This window comes from uncultured Kluyvera sp. (genome assembly GCF_902485085.1).
Lineage (GTDB): Bacteria > Pseudomonadota > Gammaproteobacteria > Enterobacterales > Enterobacteriaceae > Kluyvera > Kluyvera ascorbata.
Map to the genome: position 1 here is coordinate 1 of NZ_CABTJS010000091.1, position 23,090 is coordinate 23,090.

General features: G+C 54.5%; 24 protein-coding genes, 1 pseudogene and 1 other annotated feature. Of the genes and pseudogenes, 10 read left to right on the forward strand and 15 right to left on the reverse strand.

What is annotated here, in order from left to right:
- Nucleotides 1–218: Hsp70 family protein (locus tag RDN66_RS10490; RefSeq protein WP_227516617.1), on the reverse strand; the 218-nt coding region annotated here is incomplete at its 3' end.
- A 369-nt stretch (nt 219–587) separates the two neighbouring features.
- Here RDN66_RS10490 and RDN66_RS10495 point away from each other — a divergent pair.
- The 4 genes from RDN66_RS10495 (at nt 588) to RDN66_RS10510 (ending at nt 4,011) form a co-directional block, all read left to right on the forward strand.
- On the forward strand, nt 588–992 hold the full coding sequence (locus RDN66_RS10495) for a DUF2541 family protein (RefSeq protein ID WP_035896219.1): 405 nt from the start codon (nt 588–590) through the stop codon (nt 990–992).
- A 26-nt stretch (nt 993–1,018) separates the two neighbouring features.
- Nucleotides 1,019–1,744, forward strand: a complete 726-nt coding sequence (msyB, locus tag RDN66_RS10500) for an acidic protein MsyB (RefSeq protein ID WP_035896218.1) — start codon at nt 1,019–1,021, stop codon at nt 1,742–1,744.
- 132 nt (nt 1,745–1,876) lie between these two features.
- Nucleotides 1,877–2,443, forward strand: coding sequence for an acetate uptake transporter (satP, locus tag RDN66_RS10505; RefSeq protein ID WP_202216527.1), 567 nt, complete (start codon nt 1,877–1,879; stop codon nt 2,441–2,443).
- A gap of 131 nt (nt 2,444–2,574) precedes the next feature.
- Nucleotides 2,575–4,011, forward strand: a complete 1,437-nt coding sequence (locus RDN66_RS10510; RefSeq protein ID WP_202216528.1) for a hypothetical protein — start codon at nt 2,575–2,577, stop codon at nt 4,009–4,011.
- 44 nt (nt 4,012–4,055) lie between these two features.
- Here the strand turns inward: RDN66_RS10510 and RDN66_RS10515 are convergent, their stop codons facing one another.
- Both RDN66_RS10515 and mog read right to left on the reverse strand, forming a co-directional pair.
- Complete coding sequence (locus tag RDN66_RS10515) at nt 4,056–5,351, reverse strand: MFS transporter (protein WP_123651512.1); 1,296 nt, start codon at nt 5,349–5,351, stop codon at nt 4,056–4,058.
- Nucleotides 5,352–5,476: 125 nt separating this feature from the next.
- Complete coding sequence (gene mog / locus RDN66_RS10520; RefSeq protein ID WP_035896213.1) at nt 5,477–6,064, reverse strand: molybdopterin adenylyltransferase; 588 nt, start codon at nt 6,062–6,064, stop codon at nt 5,477–5,479.
- 78 nt (nt 6,065–6,142) lie between these two features.
- On the opposite strand from mog, the gene RDN66_RS10525 reads away from it, so the two are divergent.
- Nucleotides 6,143–6,535: an Rpn family recombination-promoting nuclease/putative transposase gene (locus RDN66_RS10525; RefSeq protein ID WP_202218166.1), complete on the forward strand. Its 393-nt coding sequence runs from the start codon at nt 6,143–6,145 to the stop codon at nt 6,533–6,535.
- A gap of 58 nt (nt 6,536–6,593) precedes the next feature.
- Here the strand turns inward: RDN66_RS10525 and tal are convergent, their stop codons facing one another.
- Nucleotides 6,594–7,547 (reverse strand): transaldolase, encoded by a 954-nt coding sequence (tal, locus tag RDN66_RS10530; RefSeq protein ID WP_035896212.1) that lies wholly within the window; start codon nt 7,545–7,547, stop codon nt 6,594–6,596.
- 252 nt (nt 7,548–7,799) lie between these two features.
- Between tal and RDN66_RS10535 the strand changes: the two genes are divergently transcribed.
- Entirely contained in the window at nt 7,800–9,230 is a 1,431-nt protein-coding gene (locus RDN66_RS10535) for a sodium:alanine symporter family protein (RefSeq protein WP_202216529.1), read from the forward strand.
- A gap of 66 nt (nt 9,231–9,296) precedes the next feature.
- Complete coding sequence (gene yaaA / locus RDN66_RS10540) at nt 9,297–10,070, forward strand: peroxide stress protein YaaA (protein WP_202216530.1); 774 nt, start codon at nt 9,297–9,299, stop codon at nt 10,068–10,070.
- 87 nt (nt 10,071–10,157) lie between these two features.
- Here yaaA and RDN66_RS10545 read toward each other — a convergent pair whose 3' ends face one another.
- The 7 genes and pseudogenes from RDN66_RS10545 to yjjY form a co-directional block, all read right to left on the reverse strand.
- Nucleotides 10,158–10,514: a DUF2502 domain-containing protein gene (locus RDN66_RS10545; RefSeq protein WP_035896208.1), complete on the reverse strand. Its 357-nt coding sequence runs from the start codon at nt 10,512–10,514 to the stop codon at nt 10,158–10,160.
- A gap of 195 nt (nt 10,515–10,709) precedes the next feature.
- Nucleotides 10,710–11,996, reverse strand: coding sequence for a threonine synthase (thrC, locus tag RDN66_RS10550; RefSeq protein ID WP_202216531.1), 1,287 nt, complete (start codon nt 11,994–11,996; stop codon nt 10,710–10,712).
- A 3-nt stretch (nt 11,997–11,999) separates the two neighbouring features.
- A complete protein-coding gene (gene thrB / locus RDN66_RS10555; protein ID WP_035896205.1) occupies nt 12,000–12,929 on the reverse strand; it encodes a homoserine kinase in 930 nt (309 codons plus the stop codon).
- Nucleotide 12,930: 1 nt separating this feature from the next.
- Nucleotides 12,931–15,393: a bifunctional aspartate kinase/homoserine dehydrogenase I gene (gene thrA / locus RDN66_RS10560; protein WP_308537838.1), complete on the reverse strand. Its 2,463-nt coding sequence runs from the start codon at nt 15,391–15,393 to the stop codon at nt 12,931–12,933.
- A gap of 24 nt (nt 15,394–15,417) precedes the next feature.
- Nucleotides 15,418–15,535, reverse strand: a sequence feature (Thr leader region).
- On the reverse strand, nt 15,474–15,605 hold the full coding sequence (gene thrL / locus RDN66_RS24290) for a thr operon leader peptide (protein WP_072011395.1): 132 nt from the start codon (nt 15,603–15,605) through the stop codon (nt 15,474–15,476). Its footprint overlaps the feature before it by 62 nt.
- A 142-nt stretch (nt 15,606–15,747) precedes the next feature.
- Complete coding sequence (locus tag RDN66_RS10565) at nt 15,748–16,434, reverse strand: tRNA/rRNA methyltransferase (RefSeq protein ID WP_202216533.1); 687 nt, start codon at nt 16,432–16,434, stop codon at nt 15,748–15,750.
- A gap of 400 nt (nt 16,435–16,834) precedes the next feature.
- Nucleotides 16,835–16,976 (reverse strand): annotated as a pseudogene (yjjY, locus tag RDN66_RS10570) (protein YjjY).
- A gap of 96 nt (nt 16,977–17,072) precedes the next feature.
- On the opposite strand from yjjY, the gene arcA reads away from it, so the two are divergent.
- Entirely contained in the window at nt 17,073–17,789 is a 717-nt protein-coding gene (gene arcA, locus RDN66_RS10575; RefSeq protein ID WP_015966004.1) for a two-component system response regulator ArcA, read from the forward strand.
- Nucleotides 17,790–17,828: 39 nt separating this feature from the next.
- Here the strand turns inward: arcA and creA are convergent, their stop codons facing one another.
- Nucleotides 17,829–18,320, reverse strand: coding sequence for a protein CreA (creA, locus tag RDN66_RS10580; RefSeq protein WP_035894578.1), 492 nt, complete (start codon nt 18,318–18,320; stop codon nt 17,829–17,831).
- A 211-nt stretch (nt 18,321–18,531) separates the two neighbouring features.
- Here creA and robA point away from each other — a divergent pair, with 211 nt between their 5' ends.
- A complete protein-coding gene (robA, locus tag RDN66_RS10585) occupies nt 18,532–19,401 on the forward strand; it encodes an MDR efflux pump AcrAB transcriptional activator RobA (protein WP_035894577.1) in 870 nt (289 codons plus the stop codon).
- On the opposite strand, the gene gpmB is transcribed toward robA, so the two are convergent.
- Complete coding sequence (gene gpmB / locus RDN66_RS10590; RefSeq protein ID WP_035894576.1) at nt 19,398–20,045, reverse strand: 2,3-diphosphoglycerate-dependent phosphoglycerate mutase GpmB; 648 nt, start codon at nt 20,043–20,045, stop codon at nt 19,398–19,400. The two genes, robA and gpmB, sit on opposite strands and share 4 nt — an antisense overlap.
- 53 nt (nt 20,046–20,098) lie before the next feature.
- Between gpmB and yjjX the strand changes: the two genes are divergently transcribed.
- Nucleotides 20,099–20,617 carry an inosine/xanthosine triphosphatase gene (yjjX, locus tag RDN66_RS10595; RefSeq protein ID WP_035894575.1) on the forward strand — a complete coding sequence of 173 codons (519 nt, stop codon included), beginning with the start codon at nt 20,099–20,101 and terminating at the stop codon, nt 20,615–20,617.
- 25 nt (nt 20,618–20,642) lie between these two features.
- On the opposite strand, the gene trpR is transcribed toward yjjX, so the two are convergent.
- Entirely contained in the window at nt 20,643–20,966 is a 324-nt protein-coding gene (gene trpR / locus RDN66_RS10600) for a trp operon repressor (protein WP_308537839.1), read from the reverse strand.
- Between the two features lie 63 nt (nt 20,967–21,029).
- Nucleotides 21,030–22,967 (reverse strand): murein transglycosylase, encoded by a 1,938-nt coding sequence (gene sltY, locus RDN66_RS10605; protein ID WP_308537840.1) that lies wholly within the window; start codon nt 22,965–22,967, stop codon nt 21,030–21,032.
- Nucleotides 22,968–23,090: the final 123 nt, after the last annotated feature.

Genomic DNA, 23,090 nt, shown 5'->3' on the forward strand with positions numbered 1-23,090 from the left:
ATCAGGCGTTTAATCGCAAACAGGGTGTTTTGCGGGTTTGTCACTGCCTGACGTTTAGCCGGCTGACCAACCAGAGTTTCACCATCCTGGGTATAAGCAATGATAGAAGGCGTGGTGCGGTCGCCTTCGGCGTTCTCCAGAACGCGAGCGGTAGTGCCATCCATAATCGCTACACAAGAGTTGGTAGTACCCAGGTCGATACCAATAATTTTACCCATCTAAACGTCTCCACTAAAAATTCAGTCAACATGTGGTTGTGAATCTGTAATAAGGGCGAAACCTTCGGTTTCAACTGCCCTGAATCGTTTTTTTTCAGACTCACTCACTGCGGTTGACTACAAGATGGGGTCGCAACGTCATCCATCAAGGGGCAACCGTAAAATTTTTTCATTCAGTGCGGTTTTCGCCCGAGCGTATTTCCCTCTTTCTCACTCAAACCATTCAAATTAAATATATAAAAACATCAATATATTCAGTCAATTATTGTCATAAGTTGAAATGATTGAGCGCAGAAAGCCATATCGGAGAGGGATAAAATTCGCGTTTGCCTTTGATGTTGTCAAAGGGTCAATCCGGTAAGGAATAAAATGAAAACATTATTAAACGTCTCTGCGAGCCTGGCTTTCGGCCTGATGCTGGCCTCTTCCGCCTACGCGAACGATCATAAAACGCTGGGCGTCATTGCTTTACCCCGTAATGAAACCAACGATCTGACGCTCAAGCTGCCGGTTTGCCGTGTCGTCAAGCGCATCAAGCTGACCGTGGATCGCGGTGATGCCGAACTCAGCGGCGCATCCGTCTACTTCAAAGCCGCACGTAGCAGCAGCCAGAGCCTGAATGTGCCTTCCTCCCTGAAAGAAGGAAGCACGACCGATTGGATCAATATCAACAGCGATAACGACAATAAACGCTGCGTCGCCAAAATCACCTTTTCTGGGCATACCGTGAACTCTTCCGATATGGCCTCTTTAAAAATCATCGGCGACGACTAACCCCCCCCTGCGAAGCGATAACCTCAATGAAAGTTTCATACCTGAATGACGAAGACCTCGTTTTTCTTCAGCACTGCAGTGAAGAGCAGTTGGCTAATCTTGCACAGCTGCTGACGCACAATGAAAAAGGTAAACGTCGCCTGTCCAGCACCCTGCTGCATAACGAACTCTATATGTCGATGGACGGGCATCCGGAGCAGCATCGTCGCAACTGGCAGCTGATTGCCGGTGAATTCCAGCACTTTGGCGGCGACAGTATCGCCAACCAGATTCGCGGTCATGGCAAGCTGTACCGCGAAATTCTGCGCGATGTGGCCAAACGCCTGGGCCTTAAAACCGACAAAGCCATGCCGACGCCAGCCATCGAAAAACTACTGCTGGAACAGTTTGTTCGCAACGCCTGGAAGCGCATGAACGATGAGCAGAAAGCACGTTTTCATGCTGCCGTTGAGCTAAAGGTCATGGAGCTCGAAGCTCTGCTTTCGCACCTTATCGACCATCATCGTCTGGATCACGGTATTGAACATCTGTTGGGTGAACAGCTGAGTCATATCCTGCACAAACATGCGGCCGTCAGCGTGATTGGTCACGGCCTGATGCGCGGCGCAGGTCTTGGCGGCCCGGTGGGTGCTGCGGTAAACGGCGTGAAGGCCGTCAGCGGAAGCGCTTATCGTGTCACGATTCCAGCGGTATTGCGTATCGCCTGCCTGCGTCGAGTTATTGCTAAAGCTGCTCTGCAACGCGCCGGTTAATCGACCTCTGCGGGAGAAAATATTTCATTTTCCCCCGTTCAGATCATAGACAGCCGGTTTGCCCATGATTATCATGCCGCGCCCCCGTATATGGGGAAAGAACTTCACCATTCAATGATGATTTGAGGAATTATGGGCAACACTAAGTTGGCTAACCCGGCACCGCTGGGCCTGATGGGCTTCGGCATGACCACCATTCTGTTAAACCTGCATAATGCGGGTTTCTTTGCTTTCGACGGTATTATTCTCGCAATGGGTATTTTTTACGGTGGTATCGCGCAGATTTTCGCGGGCCTGCTGGAATACAAAAAAGGGAATACTTTCGGTCTGACCGCATTCACCTCTTACGGCTCTTTCTGGCTGACGCTGGTTGCCATTCTGCTGCTGCCGAAGATGGGTCTGTCCGACGCGCCTAACGCGCAGTTCCTCGGCGCCTACCTGGGCCTGTGGGGCGTGTTCACGCTGTTCATGTTCTTCGGTACGCTGAAAGCCGCACGCATGCTGCAGTTCGTGTTCCTGAGCCTGACGGTTCTGTTCGCCCTGCTGGCAATTGGCAACATCAACGGCAACGAAGCGATTATCCACGTTGCTGGCTGGGTTGGCCTGATCTGTGGCGCAAGCGCCATTTACCTGGCAATGGGTGAAGTACTGAACGAGCAGTTCGGTCGCACCGTACTGCCGATTGGTGAAAAGCACTAATCCTCGCGTCATCCTGAAAAGCGCCGGTCTGTCCGGCGTTTTTTTTATCTGCAAACTACCGATCCTGGGGTTATCGTTTCCTCACTATTTGCGCTATTTTCAATAACTTCTAATGATAAAAAGGATTATTGATGATGCGCCTCGCCTCTGTTTCCCCCCTGATTCTGGCCAGTGGAGTCCTGCTGTCTGCTAGCGCCCATGCGCTGTCGACGCCTGAAGTCAGAAGCGTTGATTGGGACAAGGCAAACACCGTACGCGTCGGTGACAGCATCAATACCGTTTATCGCATTACGATGTCAGAGGGATCGCAAAATAATCTTTGGCTGAACGTTGATTGCCAGACCCAGACAAAAACGCTGCTGTATATGAATTTGCACACCCTGACCGGAAGTCATCTCCGCGCCTACGGCGGTAACTCGTTCGCCCGCTATATTCCCGGCGTGCCTTTCGAGCCCGACGCCGATAGCCTGATGAGTACCGATCCGGCTCTGAACGTCTGCAAGCAGAACGTCGCAAAGCCTCGCTGGGTAGGGCTCGCCGCGGCGGATAAGAACGGCGATCAGATGCTTATCGATCTCAGTAACAGTCATCGTCAGGGCAATATGCTTAACCTGCGCGTCGGCACGGATTACGCGCAGATCCATCGCGAAAAGCAATACGATGCCCCCTATGACTTTAAAATCAGCCAGATGCAGGTTAATTGCGATAACCAACAGGCACGCGTTGAGCGCACATTCTCGCTGAATTCCGCCGTCGTTACCGACAACGCCATCCCGGCAGAGGCGCCCTTCTCGTCGCTCCCCTCTTCGCTTATCGCGCCGATGACAAAACTGTGCGCCTTACAGGATCTCAACCAGTTTACCGGCAGCGGCGCATTGGTTGCCCGGCAGAAAACCGAGGCCGATGCCCCGCGGGCAATTCCCGATTTCGAGCACAACGATCCGAGCGTCTTAGCCCGCTACCCGCTGCCGGAAACGGTGAGCAAGACCGTGAAGGGGATATTGAATAACGGCAGTAATGCACCGGCGTTTTCCCGCCTCACCTTTACGCCAGTATGGCCGGGCGATGCCGATATCAACGGTAAGACTCGCATCGACAGGCTGCCAGACGGCAGCACTTTAATGCTCGATACGCTGGTGCTCAAAGGGGTGACCTTCTACAGCCAGTACCACCGGTTATTCAATATCGTCGACCTGAAGCAGTGGGATTCGATGAAAAACAGCCCGCTTATCGCCCAGAAGCTGGAAACCAACTTTAGCGCGATGCCGAAGGTTGGCCAGCCGTACCGCTGGCATGCCGTGCTGCGAGATGACGCCAACCCGGAGAACAGCAAATCCAAAAGCCAGGATTGTCGCGTAGAGGGCCCGTGGCGCGATGCCTCAACGCTGAACGAGGCTTTCAAGGGACGTTATATTGAGCTTATCTGCACCGATGATCGAGGCGATGGCAGAGCCATGAGCAGCGATTACGCCTGGCTGGAAGATTTGCGTGTCTTTATTCGTATCGGCTATCAGGAGGCGGGGCAGAAAAAACGGTTTACGTTTAAAGACGTGACGATTATTCGCTAGCGCACGCGACGCCGGGGTTAGCGTCGCGAGACCCCGGCGTTGGTTTACGCCTCGGCCGGGCTGCGGCTTGCAGCAGGAATCTCTTTACGCAGCCAGATGCCAAGCCCAAGGCCCATCAACGACAACGCCAGTACGTACCAGGCCGGAGCCATCGGCGATACGCCCATCAGCATGGTGACGGCAATCGGCGTCAGGCCACCGAAGATGGCGTAGGAGACGTTGTAGGAGAAGGAAATCCCGGTAAAACGCACTTCCGCCGGGAAGGCGCGCACCATCACGTACGGTACCGCGCCGACCACGCCCACGCAAAGCCCAACCAGCCCGTAGAGCAGGAATAGCTGTTCAGGATGCGTTCCCGCAAGATGATAGAAGAACCAGCTTGAGCAGGCGAGCAGAATGCTGCCAACGATAAAGGTTTTGCTGGCTCCGACGCGGTCAACAATCAACCCTGCCAGCAGGCAGCCAACGCAGAGCATAATCGTCGCCACGCTATTGGCCTGTAAGGTCAGCGCGGGGGCAAAACCATACTGCTTTTGCAGCCAGACCGGCGACATCAGAATAACCACCACGATGCCCGCCGACAGCAGCCAGGTCAGCAGCATCGAGACCACCACCGCCTGCTTGTGCTTGAGGACAACGGATTTAATCGGCAGCTCTTGCGCCAGCGCTTTACGCTGCTGCATCTCAAGGAAGATAGGCGTTTCCTGCAACCAGCGGCGCAGGTACATCGCCACCAGGCCGAAAATACCGCCCAGCAGGAATGGAATACGCCAGCCGCCGTCATGAATGGCCTGCGCGGAGAGCTGGGTGTTAATCAGCGTTGCCACCACCGAGCCCAGCAGGATCCCGACCGTCAGCCCGGCCGTCAGCGTGCCACAGGCAATACCGATGCGACGTGCGGGCACATGTTCTGCGACAAATACCCACGCCCCCGGCACTTCCCCACCGATTGCCGCGCCCTGCAAAATACGCATCAACAGCAGCAGCAGCGGTGCGGCCAGCCCTGCGGTGGCAAAGGTTGGCAGCAGGCCAATCGCCAGCGTCGGCACCGCCATCAGCAAAATGCTAAGGGTAAACATCTTTTTGCGCCCGACCAGATCGCCGAAATGCGCCATGATGATGCCACCCAGCGGGCGAGCCAGGTAGCCTGCGGCAAAGATGCCAAAAGTCTGCACCTGGCGCAGCCACTCAGGAATGTCGGCTGGGAAGAAAAGCTCTCCAACGACGGCGGCGAAGAAGACGAAAATGATGAAATCATAAAACTCCAGCGCGCCACCTAAGGCCGCCAGCGTCAGCGTTTTATAATCTTGTCGATTCAGAGGTCGCGTGTAATGTGACATAACAAACCATTCGCAAAGTGAAGCTGTTGATATAAGTTTACGATTTGTGTAAAGCAAAAATGACTATACCGTAAACCCTATCGCACTCCAGAGGAATGATAGGTTATGTCAGAAAAGCATCACATTCAGGATAAAGTCTCGCGTCGTGCGCTCTTAGGGCGAAATGCTGCTACGACATCGCTGTTCGTCTCAATATAAGGCCCTTCCAGCAACTGTACACAATACGGTACACTTGCAAAGATACCGTTCACCAGCACCTTACCGTCAGCGTCTTTCACCCCTTCCAGCGTCTCCTGAATCGCTTTTGGCTGGCCCGGCAGGTTGAGGATCAGCGCCTGCTTGCGAATCACGCCTACCTGACGGGAAAGAATCGCGGTTGGAACAAAGTGCAGGCTCACCTGGCGCATCTGCTCACCAAAGCCCGGCATCACGCGGTCGGCAATCGCCAGCGTCGCGTCAGGGGTAACATCGCGCCGCGCCGGGCCAGTACCGCCGGTGGTCAGCACCAGATGGCAGCTCATCTCATCCACCAGCTCACACAGGGTTTGCTCAATGATGGTTTGCTCATCAGGGATCAGGCGAGTTTCCACTTTAAAAGGGGTCGTCAGCGCGGACGCCAGCCACTCTTCCAGTGCTGGAATGCCTTTGTCCTGATAAACGCCGCTGGAAGCGCGGTCAGAGATAGAAACTAAGCCAATGCGTAAAGTGTTCATGATTATTCCGTTAAAACCGTAGCGTTAAGCAGAATAATACACGCGAATGGGTGGCAATACTAAGACCCCAAACGGGTTATCCGTCAGCGCGACCTCACACTATTTCTCGACAAACTTGCCGGGTTATTAACCCGAAACCACATCAGCGGACAACAGGTCATTGCGCTGGTAAACTACATGCTTCAGGCGGGAGAAGCACAGGATGCCCGCACATTGCTGTACGAAATGGCGCAGCACGCACCACAGTATGGAGACGAACTCATGACATTAGCAGAGCAGCTAAAGCAGGAAGGACGCATCGAAGGGATACAACAGGGAATACAACAGGGTCTACAGCAAGGTATCCAGACCGGAGAGCGCGAAACGTCGCGTAAAATTGCGCGGGCAATGCTCGAAAAAGGGATTCCAGCGGCCGATATTATCGACATGACCGGCGTAAGCGCAGAAGAACTCACCGCCCTTCAACATTAATAAAAAAACAGCCCGCTCTCTTTAGAGAAGCGGGCTGTTGTCAGGCTGACAGGCTGAATTACAGCAGGTCGCCGATCATTTTTTCCAGTTTTTCCTGATCGATTGCAAACTTACGGATACCTTCCGCCAGTTTATCTACCGCCATCGGATCCTGGTTGTGCTGCCACAGGAACTCGGACTCAGTGATGCGGCTTGGGCGCGCTTTCACTTCGCCGGTGTAGGAGAGTTTACGCTCCAGAGCACCTTCGCTTTCTGCCAGTTCTTTGAGCAGCGCAGGAGCGATGGTCAGGCGGTCACAGCCAGCCAGTTCCAGGATCTCGCCGATGTTACGGAAGCTTGCGCCCATAACGACAGTCTCGTAACCGTGCTGTTTGTAGTACTGGTAGATTTCGCTAACGGAAACCACGCCTGGATCTTCCGCTGGTGCGTACTCTTTCTTATCGGTATTGGCTTTGTACCAATCCAGAATACGTCCCACGAACGGGGAGATCAGGAACACGCCAGCTTCAGCACAAGCACGAGCCTGAGCGAAGGAGAACAGCAGCGTCAGGTTACAGTTGATGCCTTCTTTTTCCAGCTGCTCCGCCGCGCGGATACCCTGCCAGGTAGAAGCCAGTTTGATCAGGATACGATCGTTGCTGATACCAGCATCGTTATACATCTTGATCAGACGTTTCGCTTTCGCGATGGACGCATCGGTGTCGTAAGAAAGACGCGCATCAACTTCAGTAGAGATACGGCCCGGGACCAGTTTCAGAATTTCCAGACCGATATTTACGGCCAGTTTGTCCGTTGCATCTACAACCTGCTGAGCACGGTCGCTGCTCTGGCTACGCGCCCACTCAACCGCATCGTCAATCAGTTTGCGGTATTCAGGGATCTGTGCGGCGCCCAGAATCAGGGAAGGGTTGGTTGTCGCATCCTGAGGCTGATACAGCTTCATTGCTGCGATGTCTCCGGTGTCAGCCACTACGGTTGTGTACTGACGCAGAGATGTCAATTTATCCGTCATGATAGTGTTTCTCTTTAAACAGCTGTTAGGGGGATGTAACCGGTCTGCCTCGATAATATCACGCCCCGACCTCAGCGCAACCGCCGACATCACCAGACCGCAGAGTATGATAAACTGAAGCATCAAACTTTACGGGTTGAGATTCTTCGCCCAAAAATTGGTAACGCTTACATTGGCTGAATCGAATCGTGCGAAGGAACGTGTTCTTCCCGTAAACAGCCACCAATTTCGGCATAGACAAGAGGACGTTTAATGCCTGATTTCCTGTCTTTTATTAGCGAGATACTGTGGGGTTCGGTAATGATTTACCTACTCCTCGGGTGCGGCATATGGTTCACCTGGAGAACCGGCTACATCCAGTTTCGCTACATCCGTCAGTTTAGCAAAAGTCTGAAAAGAAGCCTGACACCGCGCGCAGGTGGACTCACCTCTTTCCAGGTACTCTGTATCAGTCTCGCGGCTCGTGTCGGCAGCGGCAACCTGGCAGGCGTCGCGTTGGCGATAACCGTCGGCGGCCCCGGCGCAGTGTTCTGGATGTGGATTGCGGCTATTATCGGTATGGCCAGCAGCTTTGCGGAGTGCTCGCTTGCCCAGCTCTACAAAGAGCGCGATGCCAAAGGTCAGTTCCGCGGCGGTCCAGCGTGGTATATGTCTCGAGGGCTGGGAATGCGCTGGATGGGCGTGCTCTTCTCGCTCTTTCTACTGGCGGCCTACGGATTAATCTTTAATACCGTCCAGGCTAACTCCACGGCGCACGCGTTGCAGTATGCCTTCAACGTGTCCGGCGGCGTGACCGGTGTGGTCATGGCGCTCCTCGCGTTGCTGGTGATTACGCGCGGGCTGAAAGGGGCCGCACGTTTAAGCCAGTGGCTGGTGCCCTTTATGGCAATGCTGTGGGTGCTGACGTGCCTGCTGATTACCCTCTGGCACATTGTCGAACTACCTTCCATTATCAATCTGATTATCCGCAGCGCTTTTGGCTGGCAGGAAGCGGCGGCTGGCGCGGCTGGCTACACCGTGAGCCAGGCCATCACCAGCGGCTTTCAGCGCAGCATGTTCTCTAACGAAGCCGGTATGGGCTCAACGCCGAATGCCGCCGCAGCCGCCGCATCATTTCCACCTCATCCGGCGGCACAAGGGATTGTGCAGATGATTGGCGTGCTGATTGATACCATCGTTATCTGTAGCGCCAGCGCCATGGTGGTCCTGCTGGCCGGCCATGGCACCAAAACCACCAGCTATGGCGGCATACAGCTCATCCAGCACGCCATGAGTGTGCTGGTTGGGGACTGGGGTGCCAGCTTTGTCGCCGTTGTGATAATGTTGTTCGCTTTTACCTCCATCGTGGCAAACTACATTTACGCCGAGAACAACCTAATCTTTTTACGCTGGGATAAACCATGGGCAATCTGGCTACTGCGCATCGCGACGCTATCGATGGTGGTGTTGGGCAGCCTGCTGAAGCTACCAGTGGTCTGGCAAATGGCAGACGTGATTATGGCTCTAATGGCCATCACCAATCTGACGGCGATTCTGTTGCTCTCACCGGTGGTGCGCATTATCGCGCTGGACTATCTACGCCAGCGTAAGCTCGGCGTCACGCCGGTATTTGACCCCGATTATTACCCGGAAATCGCTCAGCAGCTGGCACCAGATAGCTGGGATCACCCCCCGCGCCAATGACAGCAATCGATCGCTTTGCGCCGTTTTTTTGTTAAAGTTGAGTGAAATTTTCTGCAAGGACTGGATATGCTGATTCTGATTTCCCCGGCCAAAACGCTCGATTACCAAAGCGAGCTGACCACCAAACGCTTTACCCAGCCCGCGCTGCTGGAGCACTCCCAGCAGCTTATCCGCGAAGCGCGTAAGCTCTCCGCACCGCAGATAAAGGCGCTGATGGGCATTAGCGACAAACTCGCTGACCTCAACGCGACGCGCTTCCACGATTGGCATCCGGACTTCACGCCCGATAACGCGCGTCAGGCCATTCTGGCGTTTAAGGGCGATGTCTATACCGGGCTGCAAGCGGAAACCTTCAGCGAAGCGGACTTCGATTTTGCGCAGCAACACCTGCGGATGCTCTCAGGCCTGTACGGCGTACTGCGCCCGCTGGATCTGATGCAGCCTTATCGTCTGGAAATGGGCATTCGCCTCGAAAACCCACGCGGCAAAGATCTCTACCAGTTCTGGGGGGATGAAATCACCAACACGCTGAACGCGGCGCTGGAAGCACAGGGCGACGACGTGGTGATTAATCTGGCCTCGGATGAATACTTCCGCTCGGTGAAACCGAAGGCGCTTGCAGGCCGCATTATTAAGCCAGTATTCCTCGACGAGAAGAATGGCAAATTCAAGGTCATCAGCTTCTACGCCAAAAAAGCGCGCGGGCTGATGAGCCGATACATCATTGAAAACCGTCTGAGCAAGCCGGAGCAGCTGACCGGGTTCAATAGCGAAGGGTATTTCTTCGATGCGGAAAACTCGAGCGCCGAAGAACTGGTCTTCAAACGCCACGAGCAGTAATAAACCCGTAGGCCTGATAAGCGAAGCGCCATCAGGCGGATCGGCAGCGATTGCCGGATGGCGGCGTTGCCTTATCCGGCCTACAGGTTAGTGATGGTTATTCTGCGGTGGCGGGCGATGATCGTCCCCGTGACCGCGATCGTCGCCATGCCCACGATCGTTGTGATCCCAACCGTCATGGCGATCGCCGTGATGATCGTCGTGGCCGCGGTTATCATAGTGCGGCGGCGGTGGCGTGTGAGCATGCCAGCGGTTGTCGCGCCATTCATAGTGATCCTTCCACCAGCTATGGTCACGCCAGTGTCCGCCATCCCAATAGTTGCCGTGATTATCCTGGTCGCCAATTTGCAGCGTCACAGCAGGCAGCAGCGTAATCTCTGCGGCCTGTGTCATAACCGGAGCTGCCAATAGCATTGCCAGTGCTAACATCGCAGGTTTTAACATAGGTAACTCCTTTATTCATCATTCGCCAATATGGCTGATGAATAAAGATTACTTTGGTAAATACCAGCTTGTTATTCTCCGCAATCCTATATTCTGAACGCCCGCATTTATTGGGAATTTCTCCTTTTTCCCTACCACATCTCTGCATAATTTCTCCCTATTTCCCCCTTCGCTTAGAAAGGGGAAACGGAGACATTACGCCTTGCTCATCATCAGCTTACGCAATTCTGCATAGTCAGCCGGCAGATTATGCGATAACAGCGGCAGGTCGGCGCGGTCCGCCAGCGCTTTTGGCAGCGGCAGCGTTTCACCCAGAATCTCTTCAACGCTCTCTTTAAACTTCGCCGGATGCGCGGTGCCAAGGAACAGGCCGTACTCGCCAGGCTGTAGCTGGTCACGCAGTGCGCGATAGGCAATGGCCGCATGCGGCTCAGAGGTATAGCCCAGCCCCTGCAATTCGCGCATGGTCGCTTTGGTGGTTTCATCATCCACCGCCGCATAGCCCAGCTCGTTCAGACGCCAGATTTTGCGACGGAAGAGCTCTTCTACGCGCGGCCAGTTGTTCGGTTGGCTCACGTCCATGGCGTTCGACAGCGTGGCCTGAGTGGCCTTCGGCGCCCATTTGCCGTCCTGCAGGAAGCGTGGCACGGTGTCGTTGGCATTGGTCGCCGCAATAAAGCGCTTCACCGGCAGGCCCAGCGACTTCGCCAGCAGACCTGCAGTCAGGTCGCCAAAGTTGCCGCTTGGAACGGAAATCACCAGCTGGTTGCGCGCTTCCTGCGGCAGCTGCGCTACCGCTTCGAAGTAGTAACAAATCTGCGCCAGCAGACGACTGATGTTGATGGAATTGGCGGAGTTCAGACCCAGCGCAACCTTCAGTTCTTCGTCATCGAAGGCCTGTTTAACCAGCGCCTGACAGGCATCGAAGTCACCGTCAATGGCGACGGTTTCAATGTTGCCACCCAGGGTACAGAACAGTTTTTCCTGCAATGGGCTGATTTTGCCGCGCGGATACAGGATAACCACTTTAACATTCGGCAAGCCGTAGAAAGCGTGTGCCACGGCTGCGCCGGTATCACCTGAGGTGGCTGTCAGGATGGTCACCGGCTTTTCGCCCGCGATAAGGGTCAACATCTGCGCCATAAAGCGGCCGCCGAAGTCTTTAAACGCCAGAGTCGGACCGTGGAACAGCTCCAGACAACCTACGTCTTCCTGTACCTGGTTTACCGGTGCCGGGAAGGTGAACGCTTTCCCGATACGCGCAGCCAGCTCGGCCTGTGGGATTTCATCGCCGATGAACGCGGAGAGGATCTTCGCGCTACGGGTGACGAAGTCCTGGGTCAGCAGGTCATCAATGTCGGTCAGGTTGAATTCCGGCAGATCATGCGGGAAAAACAGCCCCTGGTGTTTGCCAAGCCCTTGAGTCACAGCCTGCGCAAAGCTGACCTGCTCATTGTGATCTTTTAAGTTATAGAGTTTCATCGGTTATCCCACTACTCGTGCGCCCGCTGTGTCCAGCCGGCAAATATGAACGAAGCCTTCTTGATTTTGCAGATAATGCTGGCCAAGCCAGTCCGCCACGCGCTGCGCCGTCTCGGTTTTATCGCACAGGGCAAACAGCGTTGGCCCGGAACCGGAGATACCGCAGGAAATAGCGCCAATACCGGCAACCGCCTGACGCGCTTCGTTAAAGCCCGGCAGCAGTTTGGTACGGTACGGCTCAGCAATCACGTCTTTCATCAGTTTCGCCGCCAGTTGAGGCTGACGGGAGTAGCAGGCGTGAATAAAGCCTGCCAGATGGCGGCCATGCGCAATACAGTCCTGACGACGATACTGAGCAGGCAAAATGGCCCGCGCTTCCGCCGTCGAGACTTTAATACCCGGATAGGCCAACACCCAAAGCCAATCATCGAAGCACGGTACCTGCTGGCTGATGATGTCGTTCTCTTCAATCATCAGTTGCATACCGCCCAGATAGCACGGTGCAACGTTATCGTAGTGCACGCTGCCGGAGATACGCCCTTCCAGCTCGCCCATCAGCGCCAGCATGCGGGTTTCATCCAGCGGCTTACCGCAGAATTCGTTCATCGCCACCAGCGCGGCGACCACGGAACAGGCGCTGGAACCCAGACCCGAGCCGATCGGCATATTTTTTTCCAGCGTCATCGCCACCGGCACGCTCTTGCCAATTTCCTGGCAGTAGCGTTCCCAGCATTGGTAGACGATGTTTTCATGCGGGTCGCTCGGCAGTTTATCCGCAAAGCGCCCCAGATTTTGCAGGCTGAAGCGGTCTGCCGCCTCAACCGATACGTTATCGCCCAGCAGACTGCCGTCAATCGGCGTCACAGCGGCACCCAGTACATCAAACCCGACGCTCATATTGGCACTGGAAGCCGGGGCATAAACCTTAACCATGTTAAACTCCTAACTTCCATGACAGCGTACGCAGAAGGTCAGCAAATACCCCTGCTGCCGTCACATCGTTGCCTGCGCCATAGCCGCGCAGCACCAGCGGAAGCGGTTGATAGTAGCGGCTGTAGAACGCCAGCGCGTTCTCGCCATTTTTGATTTTATACAGCGGGTCGTTGCCGTCTACGGCGGCCACTTTCACCCGGCAAACGCCGTCTTCTTCGATGTTGCCAACATAGCGCAGCACTTTGCCTTCATCACGCGCTTTCGCCACGCGAGCGGAATATTCATCGTCCAGCTGCGGCAGACGTGCCATAAAGCTTTCGGCATCGCCCGAAGCATCAAAGCTCTCTGGCAGTACGGATTCAACCACAATATCACTGAGTTCCAGATGACGCCCAGTTTCACGCGCCAGAATGAGCAGCTTGCGCGCCACGTCCATCCCGGACAGATCGTCACGTGGGTCCGGTTCGGTATAGCCCATTCCGCGCGCCAGCGCCGTGGCTTCGGACATGCTCATGCCTTCATCCAGCTTGCCGAAAATAAACGACAGTGAACCAGAAAGGATCCCGGAGAAGTGCTGCAGTTCGTCACCCGCGTTCAGCAGGTTTTGCAGGTTTTCAATGACCGGCAGGCCTGCACCGACGTTGGTGTCGTAGAGGAATTTACGGCGTGAAAGCCCGGCAGCATGACGCAGCTGATGATAGTAATCCATCGACGAGGTGTTGGCCTTTTTATTCGGCGTCACCACGTGGAACCCTTCGCGCAGGAAGTCAGCGTATTGATCCGCCACCGCCTGGCTTGAGGTACAGTCGACAATAACCGGGTTCAGCAGGTGATACTCTTTCACCAGGCGAATCAGACGGCCAAGGTTGAACGGCTCTTTGGCTTCCGCCAGTTCGGCTTCCCAGTTTTCAAGATTCAGGCCATGCACGCTGGTGAGCAGCGCACGGGAGTTCGCCACGCCGCACACGCGCAGGTCGATATGTTTTTTCTTCAGCCACGCCTGCTGGCGTTTGATCTGCTCCAGCAGCGCGCCACCCACTCCACCCACGCCCACCAGGAACACTTCAATCACCTGGTCGGTGTTAAACAGCATCTGATGAGTGACTCGCACGCCGGTGGTCGCGTCGTCGTTATTCACCACAACCGAGATAGAACGCTCGGACGAGCCCTGAGCAATCGCTACGATATTGATATTGGCGCGAGCCAGTGCGGCAAAGAATTTTGCCGAGATGCCGCGCAGCGTACGCATACCGTCGCCGACGACGGAGATGATCGCCAAACGCTCCATGATGGCCAGCGGTTCCAGCAGCTCTTCTTTCAGCTCCAGATAGAACTCATCTTCCATCGCCTTCTTCGCCCGCGCGCAGTCGCTCTGCGGCACGCAGAAGCTGATGCTGTATTCGGAAGAAGATTGGGTAATCAGTACCACCGAGATCCCGGCGCGAGACATGGTCGCAAACACGCGCGCCGCCATGCCAACCATGCCCTTCATGCCAGGACCAGAGACGTTAAACATCGCCATGTTATTGAGGTTAGAGATCCCCTTCACTGGCAATGAATCATCGTCGCTGCTGGCGCCGATAAGCGTACCGGGTGCTTGAGGATTACCGGTATTTTTAATCAGGCAAGGGATCTGGAACTGGGCGATAGGGGCAATGGTGCGAGGGTGAAGAACTTTGGCACCGAAGTAGGAAAGCTCCATCGCTTCCTGATACGACATGCTCTTCAGTAAACGCGCGTCCGGTACCTGGCGCGGGTCACAGGTGTAGACACCGTCGACGTCGGTCCAGATTTCACAACAGTCGGCGCGCAAACAGGCGGCCAGCACGGCAGCGGAGTAGTCGGAGCCGTTACGCCCCAGCACCACCAGTTCGCCCTTCTCGTTGCCGGCGGTAAAGCCTGCCATCAGCACCATGTGATCGGATGGGATCTGGCTTGCCACGATACGACGGGTAGATTCAGTAATATCGACAGTAGATTCAAGGTAGTGGCCAACGGCCAGCAGTTTTTCGACCGGATTAATCACGGTCACCTTATGGCCGCGGGCACTCAGCAGGCCAGCCATGATAGCAATCGACAGCTTTTCACCGCGGCAGATAAGCCCCGCGTTGACGCTATCCGGGCACTGACCCAGCAGGCTGATGCCGTGCAGGATGTGCTTAATCTGGGAGAACTCCAGCTCAACGGCAGCTTTCAGGTCGGCGAGTGGAAAACCGGGCTGGGCATTAGCGAGTCCCTGAAGCAGTTCAGCAAAGATTCGTTCGGCATCGGCGATATTGGTCAGCGCATCCTGGCCACCAATGGTTTTTTCAATCATCGCCACGAGGTGGTTGGTGATTTTTGCCGGGGCAGAGAGCACGGTTGCTACCTGCCCCTGCCTGGCGTTGCTTTCCAGGATATCGGCAACGCGCAGGAATCGCTCCGCATTTGCCACTGATGTACCGCCGAACTTCAAGACTCGCATGGTTTTACCCCTTGATCACTAGTCGAAAAAAAAGCCCGCACTGTTTAGGTGCGGGCTTTTTTTTGTGTTTCCTGTACGCGTCAGCCCGCACCGTTACCTGTGGTAATAGTGGTGGTGGTAATGGTCATAATGCTGCTGATGCGAATCATGGATGTTGTGTGCTCTGTTATTTCTCTGTCTGTATACCTATATTGGTTAAAGTATCTGTCCATCTAAGTCAATGAATTTTTAACTTCGTCACGTTCCGCAACCACTTCACATCAGCCCAGACAACTACCGATAAACCACCACAACAGCCATAAGTTAAGCAAAATGTTGGGGTATAACACCATACGTAAACACGATGACAGAATTTTACTCTGGCATATTTTTTTCAATATCATGCAGCAAACGATGCAACATTGCCGTATCGCGATGCGTTAGTAAGCCAATACGCTGTTGCAGCCAGTCAGCCATTTTTACATCTCCGGCGACATCCAGGCGTGCAAGCAAAGCGGTGACACGGGCCCTTAACGCAATCAGCTGATTCTCGTCACCTTCCGTTGTCGTCGGGTTCGCGGTTTGTAACAGCGAGGAGAGCTGATAACAATAAACCATCACCGCCTGCCCCAGATTTAACGAAGGGTAATCTGCCACCATCGGTACGCCGGTCAGCACATCAGCCAGCGCCAGTTCTTCGTTGGTCAGCCCGGAATCTTCGCGGCCAAACACCAGCGCGGCGTGCCCCATCCACTGTGCTTTTTCTTCAAGCATCGGCAGCAGTTCCTGCGGCGTCGCGTAGTAGTGAAAGCGTGCGCGGCTGCGGGCGGTGGTGGCGACGGTGAAGTCCACGTCGTGCAGCGCTTCTGCCAGCGTCGGGTAACACGTGATGCCATCAATGATATCAGTCGAACCGTGAGCCACCCATCGGGTTGCGGGCTCAAGATGTGCCACGCTGTCCACGATACGTAAATCATGGAATCCCATCGTCTTCATTGCTCGGGCGGCAGCGCCGATGTTTTCGGCTCTTGCTGGAGAAACCAGCACAATAGATAAGCGCATTTAAAGTTCTCTTAATTTCCTGTTATCGGGCAATAATGTGATGTACTTCAACATATTGCGCAGCGCGAATTTACAAAATTGCAACAAAAATCACTGAAATGATGTTTCACAACACATAAAAGAAGCTAAACTATTCAGGGTGAAATTATCAATTTAGAATGTTAACAGAAGCAGCATATCTCTATGTTTATACGAACTATTTAGATTATCGTAAAACAATAACAATTGGATTCACCAAATTTATCAGTTAACCTGTGCAACTACTTGAGTTGTGGAAAAAATGTGATAGCCGTTATCATTCCGGAGCGATGATTTCACCAAACTGTTAACGTGCTACAATTGAACTTGATATATGTCAACGAAGCGTAGGTTTATTGGCGGTCTGGTGCCTCTTTACCTGTTATGTTGCTGTTAAAATGGTTAGGATGACAACCGTTTTTGACACTGTCGGGTCCAGAGGGAAGAGTACCCACGACCAAGCTAATGATGTTGTTGACGTTGATGGAAAGTGCATCAAGAACGCAATTACGTACTTTAGTCATGTTACGCCGATCATGTTAATTTTCGACATGCATCAGGCAGGTCAGGGACTATTGGTACTTCCTGTTTCGATTTAGTTGGCAATTTAGGTAGCAAACATGCAGACCCCGCACATTCTTATCGTTGAAGACGAGTTGGTAACACGCAACACGTTAAAAAGTATTTTCGAAGCAGAAGGCTACGATGTGTTCGAAGCGACCGATGGCGCGGAAATGCATCAGATCCTGTCTGAAAATGATATCAACCTGGTGATCATGGATATCAACCTGCCAGGTAAAAACGGCCTTCTGCTGGCGCGCGAACTGCGTGAACAAGCGAACGTCGCCCTGATGTTCCTGACCGGTCGCGACAATGAAGTCGACAAGATCCTCGGTCTGGAAATTGGTGCAGATGATTACATCACCAAACCGTTCAACCCACGCGAACTGACCATCCGTGCGCGTAACCTGCTGTCCCGTACCATGAACCTGGGTACCGTCAGCGAAGAACGTCGTAGCGTTGAAAGCTACAAGTTCAACGGTTGGGAACTGGACATCAACAGTCGCTCTCTGGTGAGCCCGAACGGTGAGCAGTACAAGCTGCCGCGTAGCGAATTCCGCGCGATGCTGCACTTCTGCGAAAATCCAGGCAAAATTCAGTCTCGTGCTGAACTGCTGAAGAAAATGACCGGCCGTGAGCTTAAGCCACACGACCGTACGGTTGACGTCACCATTCGTCGCATCCGTAAGCATTTCGAGTCTACGCCGGATACCCCGGAAATCATCGCCACTATCCACGGCGAAGGTTACCGCTTCTGCGGCGAGCTGCAGGAATAAGACAACAAAACGGCGCATTCAGCGCCGTTTTTTTTACCCTTATTTTGCCGCCGCCGGCACTTCAGCCCACGGCATGATAGGTACGGCACTAATCGCATTTTTCGGCGACCCATCAACCACCTTGTCGGAATAGGCAAGGTAGGCCAGCGTGTTACGTTTTGCATCGTAAAAACGAACGACCTGCAGTGATTTAAACACCAGCGACGTGCGCTTCTTAAAGACCACCTCACCTTCCGCTTTGCCGTTCTTAATTTTATCGCTCAGCTCCACCGGCCCAACCTGCTGGCAGGAGATGGCGGCATCGGAAGTATCTTCCGCCAGACCTAACCCGCCTTTGATGCCACCAGTCTTGGCACGGCTGACATAGCAGGTCACGTTTTTGACATCCGGATCGTCAAAAGCTTCCACCACGATTTTATGATCGGGGCCAAACATTTTGAAAACCGTATCAACAGAACCAATCTGCTCAGCGTGAGCGCCCAGGCTGGAGACGCCCAGCAACAGGCCAGCCATTAATTTCTTGTATTTCATATTGTTACCATTTTCGTTAATTGCGTTGATGAATTATTCAACATCCACCAGGAAAGTGTTTTAAGATCACAGCATTACAAAAATAAGCGCTATTTCTAATGTAAAAACGCACTTATGCACAAAAAAAACACTCAATGCTAAAACAGCAAAAGATGCTATTATCCGCTACTTTGGTAACAGGCACCTAAGAAATTAAGGATGAGGGCATTTTATGGATCAAGCTGGGATTATTCGCGACCTCCTCGTTTGGCTGGAAGGACATTTAGATCAGCCTTTATCGCTTGATAATGTGGCAGCAAAAGCGGGTTATTCCAAATGGCACCTGCAACGTATGTTCAAAGACGTTACCGGCCATGCCATTGGTGCATATATTCGCGCTCGCCGCCTCTCTAAATCAGCCGTTGCGCTGCGCCTGACTGCGCGCCCTATCCTTGATATCGCTTTGCAGTATCGCTTCGATTCACAGCAAACCTTCACCCGTGCGTTCAAAAAGCAGTTCTCGTTGACGCCAGCGCTGTATCGCCGTTCTCCAGACTGGAGTTCGTTCGGCATGCGTCCGCCGCTGCGCCTGGGTGAGTTTACGATGCCGAAGTACGAGTTTGTGACGTTGCCGACCACGCATCTGATGGGTGTCACCCAGAGCTATACCTGCAAGCTGGAAGAGATTTCCGATTTCCGCCAGCAAATGCGCATACAGTTCTGGACCGATTTCCTCGGCAACTCCCCGTCTCTGCCGCCGATTTTATACGGCATGCATGAGCCGCGCCCAAGCCTGGAAAAAGATGATGAACAAGAGGTGTTCTACACCACGGCGTTGACGCCAGAGTTGGCGAATGGCCATATCCACAACGCGCATCCGGTGACCCTTGAAGGCGGCGAATACGTGATGTTCACCTATGAAGGGCTGGGAACGGGTCTGCAGGAGTTTATTCTGACCCTGTACGGCACCTGTATGCCGATGCTGAATCTGACGCGTCGCAAAGGCCAGGATATTGAGCGCTTCTTCCCGCAGGATGAAGCCCGGAACCAGGAACCGCCGATTATGCTACGCTGCGAGTACCTGATTCCGATCCGTCGCTAACGCTGTAACTCATCCAACGCAGGGGCGTCCAGATGTGAGATGTCCCCTGCCGTTTCAACTATCCAGCCCGGCGCCAGCCACAAACTTTCCTGATAGTCCACTCGTGAGATAGAGCAGTTACGCAGACGTAAGCGGCGTTCCGCATGGGCAGGCAGACCCAGGATAGTGCTGACCAGGCAACCCAGCGCAATACCATGGCTCACCAGCAGCGGTCGACTACCTGCCGGCAAGTCGAGGCAGGCATTTAGCCCAGCACGCATGCGCTCGCTCAGCTCCTGCATTGACTCACCTTCAGGAATACGTCCGTCCGGCGTACCGTTGACCACCAGCCGACGCCACGCTTCTTCTTCCGCGCTGAGCGAGTCGAGATGACGCTGCTCCAGTACGCCCATATCAAGCTCGCGCAGACGCGCATCGAACGTCACGCCGCAGCCGCAGGCATCCGCAATGATCTCGGCGGTACGACGCGTACGGCCCAGATCGCTGGCAATGACATGAGTGATACCGTAGGTGCGTACACGCTCACCGACCTGGACGGCCTGCTGCTCTCCTTTAGCCGTCAGAGGGCTATCGGACTGGCCTTGAATACGCCTTTCGGCGTTCCACTGCGTTTCGCCATGGCGAACAAGATATACCTGTAACATGTTTTTTATCCGTTATACTGCGATGACATTTTATTAGCTGAGTTGTGTAGATTATGCATCAAGTTGTCGCTGCTACCACCAATCCTGCCAAAATTCAGGCTATTCTTGCCGCATTTGACCAGATTTTTGGTGAAGGATCCTGCCAAATCACACCGGTTTCCGTCGATACCGGTGTCCCCGAGCAGCCGTTCGGTAGCCCTGAGACGCGCGCAGGCGCACGCAACCGCGTGGCTAACGCACGTGAAGCCCATCCTAACGCAGATTTTTGGGTCGCCATTGAGGCGGGAATCGACGAAGGCGCGACCTTCAGCTGGGTGGTGATTGAGAGTGGTGAACAGCGTGGGGAAGCCCGCTCCGCCACCCTGCCGCTGCCGGAGGCTATCCTTGAGCAGGTACGCGCTGGAGAAGCGTTAGGACCGGTCATGTCGAAGTACACCGGCATTGATAAGATTGGCAACAAAGAAGGCGCGATTGGCGTGTTCACCGCGGGCGTGCTCACCCGCAGCAGCGTGTATCATCAGGCGGTGGTGCTGGCGCTCAGCCCCTTCCATAACGACCTGTATCGTCGGTAATTGCCGCGCTATTACCGGATGCGGCTTAGGTTTTTGGCAGGGTTTGTTCCAGCCACTGACGCAGCTCTACCGGCGCTGATTTCAGGCTGTTGGATCCACGCGTGATCGTCGCGATCCCCGCACCGAGCTCGTTTTTCAACTCGCGCTGGCTCATCTCTCCGCGCAGCAGCTCTTCAATAATACGCACGCGAGTTCCCAGCGCTTCACGTTCGTCTGGGGTTATTATCAGATTGAGTAGCGGCAGCGCGAGTTCATCGGTATACGCCAGACGCAGAAGCTCCACAAAGCGAAGCCACTCCTGGTTGCGCTGCTCAGCCACCGTGGCTGAATAAGGGGATTGTTGGGTCATCTCGGGCCACCATGTTATGCATGTACTCTTAAACGAGTACAAGCATAACACAGGTCTTACGCATCAGTAACGTCGTTGCCACTCATTGCTGCTAAGCACATCCTCTTTCTGCCCCATAAAGTGACGATAATAAGCGTCATAGGCCAGCACATTCTTCACGTAGCCACGGGTTTCGGAGAACGGGATGCTTTCGATAAACGCCACCGCATCAATACGCCCCGCGCTGTTGCCAAGCCAGGTGCGTACGCGTCCAGGCCCGGCGTTATAGGCTGCCGAAGCAAAGATACGGTTGTTCTCGAACTGCTGATAAACGTACTGCAGGTAGCTGGTACCAATATTAATATTGGTTTCCGGGTCCAGCAGCTGTGCAGGGTTGCTGTAGCCCGACAGATTAAACATCTTCACCGTGTGGGTCGCGGTGCCCGGCATAATCTGCATCAGACCGCTTGCCCCGACCGGCGATTTCACCTTCGGATTCCACGCGCTCTCCTGGCGAGCAATCGCCATCGCATAGCTTTGAGGGACATCTTTACCCGACGTGTAGCGCACAAACAGGTCGTTATAGGCTAACGGGAAACGCTCCTGCAGGTTATCCCACAGCTTACCGGCAATGGTCGCCTGCACGCTGAGATCCCACCAATGCTGGTCAAAGGCGTAGCGCGCCAGTTGAGCCTGCTCGGTCTGGCTGCGACTGCTCACCAGGTTCGCCCATTCGCTGCGTGCAGTGTTGTCCTGGTTCCAGTACATCAGCTCGCGCACGCGCGCCATTTCCGCGCCGCCGGTTAGCGTGGAGGAGATAGCCCCTGGGGCTTTATCGATACGCAACGCATACGGCTCACCAAGACGCTGCGCGGCGACCATCGGATAAAAACCGCGTTGCTGCATTAAAGAGAGCAGAATGGTACGAGCTTCATCATCACGGCCCCTCTCCATCAGCAGATCGGCCTGCCAGTAGCGCCACTCGTCTTTCTCTTTGGCTTCCATCGGTAAACGCGCCAGCCAGGTGTTAAGCCCGCTGCGATCGCCCGTGCCTAACGCCATGCGTACGCGGCGTTCAACCAGCGACGTTGATTGCGAGCGCATGATGGCGTCATCACGCCAGCGCGCCAGCTCATCGGTCACGTCATTGCCCATCAAGCGCCAGGCGACGATATCGCGCAGCGCCTGCGTTTGTTCCTCGTTAAGCTGCTGCGCCTGTACCAGCGTCGGGATCATCAGACGCGCATTTTCGACGTCCTGACGCGCCACGCTGCTGAAAGCGACCGCTGCCAGCTGGCGAGTAAATTCCGTCGCACCGGTTGAGCGAGCGAAGGTCAGTACGTTGTTAGGGTTGTTCGCGAGATCGGTAATGGCCGAGGCGATGGTCTGGTATTCCGGCGGCATCTGCGAGGCAAGCGCCTTCACCAGCCCGGTATTACCTGCCTGCATCGCCAGACGAATACGTTCAAGATAGGCCAGCGGGTCCTGAGTGCCAGAAGCCCGCCAGGCACCAAACAGCTTATCGCAGGCGTTCGGACGGTTCTGCCCCGTCAGCCACAGCGTTTTCGCACCGTCCCAGGCGCCCTGAGTATCCCCCACAGAATACCTGGCGTAGTAGTAGTTACACTGCGCTTCCACCGTTCCCGGCTTCTCCGGACTGAAGGCCAGCAGCCCGCGCCAGTCTTCCCGGCGGGCCAGCTCGTTCACGAAGCGGTTTCTTAAAGTGCGCGCAGGCGGAAGCGTAGGGTTCGCCTGCACTAAGTTGGTCACCGACAGCGCCGGCATATTCATCAAATCGCCCGACAGCTGGCGATACTCCAGATAGGGGTACAGCGGGTAATCACGTAGAGTCGGCATCAGTTGGTCGACGACATCCATCTGGCCGTTATCCCAGGCCTGCTTGATTTGCGCGTAGCGATTGCGCTGTTCATCCAGCGAATCGGCGCGGGCAACGCTGCTGATAGTCAGCAGACAGAAACCGGCGGCCAGCAGACGCCACGTCAATTGTTGGGCTTTTTGCACAAGCTCTTCCTCGTTGTCACGTTACGTCAGTACAGCATCATGCCGCGTAATCAATTGATGCTAACCATTGAATAAGAAATGTTCCACGCAATGCACACTTTTTTACGTTTTATTGGGACATCG

Coding starts and splice junctions, on each gene's coding strand:
- gpmB (WP_035894576.1), bottom strand. CDS start 20,045: ATGTTACAGGTATATCTTGTTCGCCATGGCGAAACGCAGTGGAACGCC.
- robA (WP_035894577.1), top strand. CDS start 18,532: ATGGATCAAGCTGGGATTATTCGCGACCTCCTCGTTTGGCTGGAAGGA.
- RDN66_RS10515 (WP_123651512.1), bottom strand. CDS start 5,351: ATGTCACATTACACGCGACCTCTGAATCGACAAGATTATAAAACGCTG.
- RDN66_RS10510 (WP_202216528.1), top strand. CDS start 2,575: ATGATGCGCCTCGCCTCTGTTTCCCCCCTGATTCTGGCCAGTGGAGTC.
- yjjX (WP_035894575.1), top strand. CDS start 20,099: ATGCATCAAGTTGTCGCTGCTACCACCAATCCTGCCAAAATTCAGGCT.
- arcA (WP_015966004.1), top strand. CDS start 17,073: ATGCAGACCCCGCACATTCTTATCGTTGAAGACGAGTTGGTAACACGC.
- RDN66_RS10545 (WP_035896208.1), bottom strand. CDS start 10,514: ATGTTAAAACCTGCGATGTTAGCACTGGCAATGCTATTGGCAGCTCCG.
- tal (WP_035896212.1), bottom strand. CDS start 7,547: ATGACGGATAAATTGACATCTCTGCGTCAGTACACAACCGTAGTGGCT.
- mog (WP_035896213.1), bottom strand. CDS start 6,064: ATGAACACTTTACGCATTGGCTTAGTTTCTATCTCTGACCGCGCTTCC.
- creA (WP_035894578.1), bottom strand. CDS start 18,320: ATGAAATACAAGAAATTAATGGCTGGCCTGTTGCTGGGCGTCTCCAGC.
- thrB (WP_035896205.1), bottom strand. CDS start 12,929: ATGGTTAAGGTTTATGCCCCGGCTTCCAGTGCCAATATGAGCGTCGGG.
- msyB (WP_035896218.1), top strand. CDS start 1,019: ATGAAAGTTTCATACCTGAATGACGAAGACCTCGTTTTTCTTCAGCAC.
- RDN66_RS10495 (WP_035896219.1), top strand. CDS start 588: ATGAAAACATTATTAAACGTCTCTGCGAGCCTGGCTTTCGGCCTGATG.
- RDN66_RS10535 (WP_202216529.1), top strand. CDS start 7,800: ATGCCTGATTTCCTGTCTTTTATTAGCGAGATACTGTGGGGTTCGGTA.
- thrC (WP_202216531.1), bottom strand. CDS start 11,996: ATGAAACTCTATAACTTAAAAGATCACAATGAGCAGGTCAGCTTTGCG.
- thrA (WP_308537838.1), bottom strand. CDS start 15,393: ATGCGAGTCTTGAAGTTCGGCGGTACATCAGTGGCAAATGCGGAGCGA.
- RDN66_RS10565 (WP_202216533.1), bottom strand. CDS start 16,434: ATGCGCTTATCTATTGTGCTGGTTTCTCCAGCAAGAGCCGAAAACATC.
- thrL (WP_072011395.1), bottom strand. CDS start 15,605: ATGGACAGATACTTTAACCAATATAGGTATACAGACAGAGAAATAACA.
- trpR (WP_308537839.1), bottom strand. CDS start 20,966: ATGACCCAACAATCCCCTTATTCAGCCACGGTGGCTGAGCAGCGCAAC.
- yaaA (WP_202216530.1), top strand. CDS start 9,297: ATGCTGATTCTGATTTCCCCGGCCAAAACGCTCGATTACCAAAGCGAG.
- satP (WP_202216527.1), top strand. CDS start 1,877: ATGGGCAACACTAAGTTGGCTAACCCGGCACCGCTGGGCCTGATGGGC.